Below are 8,071 nucleotides of genomic sequence, written 5' to 3' on the forward strand. Positions count from 1 at the left end.
TTTTCCCTTTCGTCAATTGTCGGGGGTGGAGGAATGCTGGCGCGGAAACGATCGCCACCATCCCTCACCCCGCCCTCCTACTCATTCCGGGACGACAATTTATACAGCAGGTTTCATCACCACTGTCCCATAAGCTTCTGGGGAGAGATATTCCCGCGCCGATCGCTGCAGGTCCAGGGCACTCAGGGATTTTATCCGCGCCGGATAATTCAGCGCCGGTGCCAAGTCTCCCATCATGGATTGATAGTACCCATACACGCTGGCGCGATCGCTCGGGGTTTCGTTGCTGAAAATATAGCGATTCACCACTTGCGTCCCCATCCGCTCGATTTCGGCGTCTCGGGCCAAATCTGTATGCAAAGTGCGAATATGGTCGAGAATCTCCGCTTCTACTCGCTCTACATTTTCCAGTGGCAGTTGTGCCGAAATGATAAATACCCCTTGCCGATGGTGGGTCAAGTTGCTGGCGGAAATACTCGATACCAGTCCTTTCTCTTCGCGCAAATCGTGAATCAGTCGCGCCGTGCGTCCTTTTGCCAGCAACCAGGCGATCGCATCTAAGGCATAGGTCTCGTCGAGCGCCTCTAACCCAGGCACCCGCCACATCATCGCCAGTCGCGCCTGTTGCAATTTCTCGTCCACGAACTCTCGCCGCACGATGCGATCGAACCGGCGTTCTAATTCCCCCATCCCTAACTCGGAGGTGAGAACCGTCTCATCCCCCTGCTCCATCGGCGATCGGCTGTTCTGTGCAAACGCATTCGCCACGGTTTCGATTAATTCTTCCACCGGCAAATTCCCCACCGCTACCGCCGTTAGCGATCGCGGGCGATACCAAGTGGCGTGAAAATCGCGCATCTGCTGCGGCGTCACCCCAGCGATCACCCCACTCGGACCGAGAACCGGACGACGGTAAGGCAGCTTTTCAAATGCCGTCTCCATCGCCCGATAGTACATGCGGCGACGGGGATTATCCTCCGAGCGGCGAATTTCTTCTAACACCACCAGTCGCTCCCGTTCAAACGCATCATCCGGAATGCTCGGATTGAGTACCACCTCCATCTGTAGCGGTGCGAGTTCGGCAAAATCCTTCGGAGCGGTGGTAATATAATAGTAGGTGTAATCTTGACTGGTCGCCGCATTCGTAACCGCGCCCCGCTCCTCGATTCGGCGCTCGAATTCTCCGCTTTCCAGTTGCTCCGTTCCCTTGAAAATCATGTGTTCGAGAAAGTGAGCCATCCCGTTGATCGAGTCTGACTCAATTGCCGATCCGACATTGGCCCAAATACTCAGGTTCACCGCTTCCACGGGCATCTGTTCGGCTACAATTGTCAGTCCATTGGGCAGGCGATGCATTGTAGGCGCGTTCAGACGAGGGACAGAGGGAAACTTAACAAGCGTTGAAGTCATTAGATAGTCGTATAATTTAGATGTCTTATTCTATCTTAATCATTCTTTTCAAAACCGGGAGGGTGGATGGGAAAATTTCTTTCTCCGGGACTCCCCTAGCGGCGCAGCGCCGGGGATCTCCGGGGAAAATGTTTAATCTGCATAACTGCTTTATCGTCAGTTAACAATTATCAACTTTCAATTGCTAAATTTCTTCTCAATAATCTGTTTTACCACCGCTCCCTCAGCGTGGATGGGTTCAGCGGCGCTTGCCGATCGCCCACCGATGAAGTCCATCTCCCCCCATAAAACCTCCAAAACACTAGCAGCCAATCCCTGTTAAGAATCGATGGTCTAACATCCAGGGGCGCGCCCCGCCCCTGCTCTTCACACCGGAACCCCCCTGGAACACCATTGCCCTACCACAATTTTTCCAGTTTTGTTAAGACTTCAGCATAATAACTGATGACATTTTTCGATTAATATAGGAAAATCAGCGTAAAGATATATCGTGCCATCGGGGTCATCATTCTACATGAATTACTGCATTGTCGCTCAACCCAACCATTTTGAGAAGAGGAACCAGCATGAATATTATTCTGCAACCCCAAGGCAATTTAGACGTTAAATTGGCCGCTCTGTTGCTGCAAAAAATGGCAGCCCTTATCGCCGAAAACTACACCCATTACTTTATCGATTTAGCCCAAGTTAAATCCTTGAACCATTGCGGCGTCAGCGCTTTATTTGCCGCCCACAAACTGGCTCGCAAGACGGGAAAGCGCTTGAGTTTATGCAATCTCAATGCAACGGTTCATTATATCTTGGAAATCAGCGACCTTAACGGTCAATTCGAGATTCTAGAATCCAATAACGACTTCCTCGAAATTCGCACGAAAATAGTGGTTTGATCCACCTCGATTCCTCCCCTGCGCTCCTCCCCTCCCAATTCCATCGGGAATGCATCTACTTTTTTCTGCGATCGGGTCAATTCTACGAGCGTACTAGGTCAATAACCTGCAATACATGCTCCCAGTGCATCTTAACCGTTGACAGAGACGGGCAAAACTGCGATAAACTGAAAAAAGTATTAAGAAATGTAAATAAACGACATCATGCCAAGCACAGCTAGAGGCAACAGCAAATCCCGGGTTATCGTGATTGGGGGGGGAATTGGCGGATTAACCGCCGGGGCACTCCTCGCCCAGCGCGGATATCAAGTGAGAGTCTTCGACGGGGCGATCGTGCCTGGGGGATGCGCCTCCACGTTTAAGCGGCGCGGATTTACCTTCGATGTGGGGGCGACGCAGGTGGCAGGATTGGAACCGGGAGGTATCCATCATCGAATTTTCTCAGAATTAGACATCGAAGTGCCCCCCGCAACCGAATGCGACCCAGCTTGTGCCGTATTTTTACCCGGAGAAAAAGAGCCGATTAACGTTTGGCGAGACCCAGAAAAATGGAAAGCCGAACGACAGCGCCAGTTTCCCGGAAGCGAACCATTTTGGCAGTTAATGGCCAGATTATTCCGCGCCTCTTGGCGGTTTCAAAGTCGCGATCCGGTTCTTCCCCCGCGCAATTTGTGGGATATCGGGCAATTAATCAAAGCCTTGCGCCTCGATACGACAATTACCTTTCCCTTTACCCTAATGACCGTGGGGGATGCCTTGCGCTTCTGTGGGGTAGAAAAGGACAATCGGTTAAAAACCTTTCTCGATTTGCAACTGAAATTATATTCTCAAGTCACTGCCGAGGAAACCGCATTGCTTTATGCTGCCACCGCATTAGGCGTGTCTCAATTTCCCCAAGGATTGTATCATTTAGAAGGCAGCATGCAAGTGTTGAGCGATCGCCTGGTGGAAGGGTTAGAAAAACATGGCGGTCAATTGTTCATGCGCCACCGGGTCAAACAAATCGAAATCACAGAAAAAGGTGCATCTAGCGCCACGATTTACAACCAAAAAACCGGGGAAATCTGGACTGAACCTGCCGATATTATCGTTGCCAATGTCCCGGTGCAAAATTTAGTAAAAATGATAGAATGGGGAGACATAAAAGAATCGATTTGGCAACAATTATATCGGCGGCGGGTAGAGAAATTGCCCCCAGCATCCGGCGCATTTGTGGTGTATTTAGGTGTCAAGCAGGAAGCGATGCCGGAACATTGCCCCCCGCACCTGCAATTTTTGTACGATATTCGCGGAGAAATTGCGGAAAATAATTCCCTTTTTGTCTCCGTTAGTCGCCCGGGAGATGGCCGATCGCCCGAGGGAATGGCCACCATTACCGCCTCTTCTTTTACCGATACCCAACGGTGGGCAAATTGTGAGGATTATTCCCAATTAAAACAACACTATACCGACGATGCGATCGCCCGCCTCGGAGAGTATTTCCACCTCACCCCAGACACCATCGTGCATCGAGAAGCCGCCACCCCGCGTACCTTCGCCCACTTTACCGCCCGCGATCGCGGTATCGTCGGCGGTGTCGGACAGCGCATTTCCACCTTCGGTCCATTTGGATTTGCCACCCGCACCCCCGTGCGAAACTTATGGTTAGTCGGCGACTCCACCCATCCCGGGGAAGGCACTGCAGGGGTCAGTTATTCTGCCCTCACCGCCGTCCGACAAATCCAGGCGCAAAGATAACTGTAGATGCGAGCATATTTGACTTCAAACGCGCTCAAGAAAGCCCGTTACTCATTCTTCGAGTTCTCTGGAGAAAAATAGGGGAGAAGGAGGTGGCCGGGAAGACAAGCGATCGCGCTTTTATGCCGGGTAATCTAAAAGCGTTTGACCCCTGCAATAGTCCCAATCCTCCGACGATAGATTCTGTTAAAATCGGGTACCATAGAATCAAGTTGCCCGCGTGGAACCGCCCGCCCTTAACGCAAGTCGCGATCGGATAATGCTAGCAAAACGGTGCATCGGATGCTCTCTCTCAGTCAGAATTGTTCTTCCCGCAGATTTTACCCAGGGGAAATAAAAAGTCCGCCGGGGTTGGGGAGTAAGTTCGAGAGGCAAAAGATAGCCACCCAAAACATTAAAAATGGATAAACAGATGCAACGGAAATTAATATTTGCACCCAAAATCGCCTTGTTGTGCCTGTGCGCCCTTGGGGTTGCGATCGCCCAAATCGAGGCACAGGCATCCCAACAAATCGAGATTGTTTCCTCCCTCGGGCAACTCAAAACCGAGACAGGCGCGAATCGCAGACAGGCAATCAACACCCTGCGGCGCATCGGTTCACCCGCCGTCCCCGCACTCTTAGACGCCTTGAGAGACGAAGATAAAGAAGTCCGCAGTGCGGCAACCTTTGCCTTGGGGGCGATGGGGGCCGACGCCACAGAAGCCATTCCCGCCCTGATTAACAGCTTAACCGATGCAGACGATCGCCTGCGCCTGGATGCCGCCGTGGCCCTGCGAAAAATCGGTGCCCCTGCGGTTTCTCAACTGAATGCTGCATTAAAACATTCAGAACTCAACGTCCGCCGGGGGGCAGCCTTTGCCTTAGCAGGGATTGGTGCGCCTGCCAAAGAAGCAATACCGAATTTAGTGCAAACCTTAGCCCATGCGGACGATCGCCTCTCCTGGAATGCGGCAGTTGCATTGCGGGCGATCGGTTCCCCAGCCATTCCCGCCCTCACCGACGCCTTGAACCACGAAAATCCGCAAGTGCGCCAAGGGGCCGCCTTTGCCTTGGGAAACGTCACCTCCCCCACCGTAGCCACGGTTAGGGAGGACTTCGCCCCCGATCGCGCCTCCCTTCCCTCCCCGGAGACCCTGGCCCAAGAAAACTCCGGGGAACAGAATCCAGACATGCCGCAGATTTGCGACATTCTTCCCACCCCAGAGTCGGCGACACCGAAGCCTTGCCAAGTCAATCCGACCCTGGAAGAATGGTTAGAACAATGGCGGTTAGACAATCCGGGTGGCGAGGAAGTGACCCCGGATCCGGGGGACATGCAGCTCAATCCCTGCGACATGCAGCCCAATCCCTGCGAAGTGCGGCCCAATCCCTGCGAAGTGCAGCCGAACAATCCCTGCGACGCCAAGCCGCGACAGGTGGTGGCAAAAGCGGATCGAACCCGAGGGTTGTTATAGATTGATTTGCGTTATTCCTGCGGCGATCGCGATTTTGGGAATGGGGGGCTAGCCCCTCTTCCAAAATTACGGAAAATCGCTATACTCAAAAAAGTGACAGTTTGCGAGCGGTGTGATGGAACAAAACCGACAACAACCGACAGAATACGATGCCGTTCTCGGCGGTCAAACGCCAGCCCCCATAGATGCAGTCGTATTAGGGGGATTAGAAGGTGTAAAAAGGCGCTTAGCCAGTCCAGTGGTTGCCCAGCGAGTGGCAGCGCTTTCCGAGGCGATAAAATATGGCGTCGATGGGTTGGATTTAGTTATCGAATGTTTGGGCGATCGGTCCTGTAAAGTCCGCCACGCCGCTTGTTTGTTGTTAGAAAAACGCACCGAAACCCGAGTACAACATGCATTGCGGTTATATAATTCTCATTGCAATCGATTTAATAGCGTTATCGATCGCGAGTTACCGGTGAAAGTGTCTCATATCGATACCTTGATGGATCGCTTGGAAGAAGACGAAAGTGCGACTGCCCGCGATCGGGTAGAACAATCCCTCAGTTTAGTCCAAACCCCAGAAGGACAAAAGCGACTGGAGCATTATTTAATTAATGGCACCAAAAAGCAACAACAATATGCCGCGCGGTTTTGTAAGGTAAAGGGGAGAAAAGATATATTGTCCGAAACGCGCAAATACGGTTAGAGAAAAGGGAAATTTACTAGCAAAAACTACCGAGGTATTAGGGTTCAATTTTCCCACTTATTCCCTTTTTTTAGCTGATGCTGCCTCTACCGCTAGATGTGGTGAAATTACTTACTATTCTATTATTGTTTTTAACCCGAAATAATATCGATAAAATTAGGAACACGGCACTACCATCATTTCCTGAAATTTCCGATTAATTCCGGAGGAATAGGCGTAACAAAATTATATTAAGACCGAAGAAATATATGTAAAAAAATTAGTCCGCGTAGGCGGACTTGGTTTGCCCAGCCGCGATTTCAATCGCCCGCTTCTTTAAATCACAATCGGAGAATTGACCCACCCGAATCGGGTGGGCGCGTTGTAGATTATTTCATTTTTTCCCGAGCAGATTCTAGAGCGTTTCGCACCCGATCGAACCCGGTTCCGCCGTAACTATTTCGGGCAGCAATCACTTGTTGAGGTGCGATCGCCTGATAAATATCCTCCTCAAACGCCGGATGTAGGGATTGCCATTCCTCCATTGTCAAATCCTTTAACAACTTGCCAGCCGCCAAAGAGGTTTTAACCACTTTCCCCACCAGATTATAAGCTTCTCGAAATGGCACGCCTTTCGTCGCTAAATAATCCGCCACATCCGTTGCATTAGAAAAGTCTTCCGCCACTGCTTCTGCAAGACGGTTGGGGCGAAATTCGATGCCTTCGCGCATTAAAATGGTCATTGCTTCGAGACAGGCGCTTACGGTTTTGACGCTATCGAAAAGGGCTTCTTTATCTTCTTGCAAATCTTTATTGTAAGCTAAGGGTAATGCTTTCATTAGGGTGAGCATTCCTTGCAAGTGACCGAAAACGCGACCGGCTTTTCCGCGTACCAATTCTGGGACATCGGGGTTTTTTTTCTGGGGCATAATACTCGACCCCGTAGCGCAGGAGTCGGTGAGTTGGACGAAGTTAAATTCTTGCGAGGCCCAGAGGATGACTTCTTCCGCCAAGCGACTCAAGTGAACCAGAATCAAGCTAGCGGCGCAGAGAAACTCGATCGCAAAATCGCGATCGCTGACTGCATCGAGACTGTTGGCGTATAATTTAGAAAAGCCCAGTTGTTGTGCGGTGTATTGGCGATCGATGGGAAACGTCGTTCCTGCCAAAGCGCCGGCACCCAAGGGGCAGATATCCACGCGCTGGTAAACATCCCCCAAGCGCTCCCAATCGCGCTGAGCCATTTCGAAATAAGCCAACAAGTGATGAGCGAGGCTAATCGGTTGCGCCCGTTGCAGGTGAGTGTAACCGGGGATGGGAGTTTCCACATGGTTCTCAGCGAGTTGTAGCAACACCTGCTGATAGTCTTTAAGCTGTTGGCGAATGTGAGTGATGCGATCGCGCAGGTAAAGGCGCGTATCCGTGCCCACTTGGTCGTTACGCGATCGCCCCGTATGCAGTTTTTTCCCCACATCCCCCACCAGTTCAGTTAATCGGCGTTCCACCGCAAAGTGAACGTCTTCCGACTCGATGCCCGGTTTAAACAACCCTTGGCGATATTCCTGGCGAATTTGTTCGAGTCCTTTAACCAGGGTATCCGATTCGGCGGATGAGATAATGCCCGTTTTGGCCAGCATTTTAGCATGTGCCACCGAGCCAGTCAAATCGTATTCGAGCAGTTCGATATCGAAACCGATACTGGCATTAAAGCGGGCGATCGCCGGATGTAGTGCCCCTTCAAACCGTTGACTCCAAGTTTTTTGTTCGCTCATCTGAATTCACCGCTGAATGACTTCGTTTAAAATAACTGGAAAAACCCGTTTTCCACAGAAAACGGGTTTTTTCATCAGAAATTAGGGTTGGTAAGGGGGAGAACGGAAACCCTCGTCATTTATGCGTAGGGAGGAGTTCTCC

Annotated in this window: 6 protein-coding genes; 4 read left to right on the plus strand and 2 right to left on the minus strand. The window is 51.2% G+C overall.

All coding sequences use genetic code 11. The annotated features are described in order from the left end of the window. Window positions 1-99 precede the first annotated feature (99 nt). Window positions 100-1,410, minus strand: coding sequence for a M16 family metallopeptidase (locus tag AC0QH1_RS19285; protein WP_324632900.1), 1,311 nt, complete (start codon window positions 1,408-1,410; stop codon window positions 100-102). A gap of 566 nt (window positions 1,411-1,976) precedes the next feature. Between AC0QH1_RS19285 and AC0QH1_RS19290 the strand changes: the two genes are divergently transcribed. The 4 genes from AC0QH1_RS19290 to AC0QH1_RS19305 all read left to right on the plus strand — a co-directional run bounded on the left by AC0QH1_RS19290 (window position 1,977) and on the right by AC0QH1_RS19305 (window position 6,178). Then, window positions 1,977-2,297: an STAS domain-containing protein gene (locus AC0QH1_RS19290; RefSeq protein ID WP_324632901.1), complete on the plus strand. Its 321-nt coding sequence runs from the start codon at window positions 1,977-1,979 to the stop codon at window positions 2,295-2,297. A 204-nt stretch (window positions 2,298-2,501) separates the two neighbouring features. Next, window positions 2,502-4,034, plus strand: a complete 1,533-nt coding sequence (crtD, locus tag AC0QH1_RS19295) for a C-3',4' desaturase CrtD (RefSeq protein WP_324632902.1) — start codon at window positions 2,502-2,504, stop codon at window positions 4,032-4,034. 412 nt (window positions 4,035-4,446) lie between these two features. Then, window positions 4,447-5,490 carry a HEAT repeat domain-containing protein gene (locus AC0QH1_RS19300; RefSeq protein ID WP_324632903.1) on the plus strand — a complete coding sequence of 348 codons (1,044 nt, stop codon included), beginning with the start codon at window positions 4,447-4,449 and terminating at the stop codon, window positions 5,488-5,490. A 112-nt stretch (window positions 5,491-5,602) separates the two neighbouring features. Beyond that, entirely contained in the window at window positions 5,603-6,178 is a 576-nt protein-coding gene (locus tag AC0QH1_RS19305; RefSeq protein WP_324632904.1) for a hypothetical protein, read from the plus strand. Window positions 6,179-6,546: 368 nt separating this feature from the next. Here AC0QH1_RS19305 and argH read toward each other — a convergent pair whose 3' ends face one another. Continuing rightward, the gene (gene argH / locus AC0QH1_RS19310; RefSeq protein WP_324632905.1) at window positions 6,547-7,929 is read right to left on the minus strand and encodes an argininosuccinate lyase; all 1,383 of its coding nucleotides are present in this window, start codon (window positions 7,927-7,929) and stop codon (window positions 6,547-6,549) included. Window positions 7,930-8,071 lie beyond the last annotated feature (142 nt).

The sequence above is a fragment of the Phormidium sp. CCY1219 genome (assembly GCF_055795085.1).

Bases quoted from the DNA above. Each gene is read 5' to 3' on its own strand.
- AC0QH1_RS19285 (WP_324632900.1), bottom strand. From the start codon at position 1,410: ATGACTTCAACGCTTGTTAAGTTTCCCTCTGTCCCTCGTCTGAACGCG.
- AC0QH1_RS19290 (WP_324632901.1), top strand. From the start codon at position 1,977: ATGAATATTATTCTGCAACCCCAAGGCAATTTAGACGTTAAATTGGCC.
- crtD (WP_324632902.1), top strand. From the start codon at position 2,502: ATGCCAAGCACAGCTAGAGGCAACAGCAAATCCCGGGTTATCGTGATT.
- AC0QH1_RS19300 (WP_324632903.1), top strand. From the start codon at position 4,447: ATGCAACGGAAATTAATATTTGCACCCAAAATCGCCTTGTTGTGCCTG.
- argH (WP_324632905.1), bottom strand. From the start codon at position 7,929: ATGAGCGAACAAAAAACTTGGAGTCAACGGTTTGAAGGGGCACTACAT.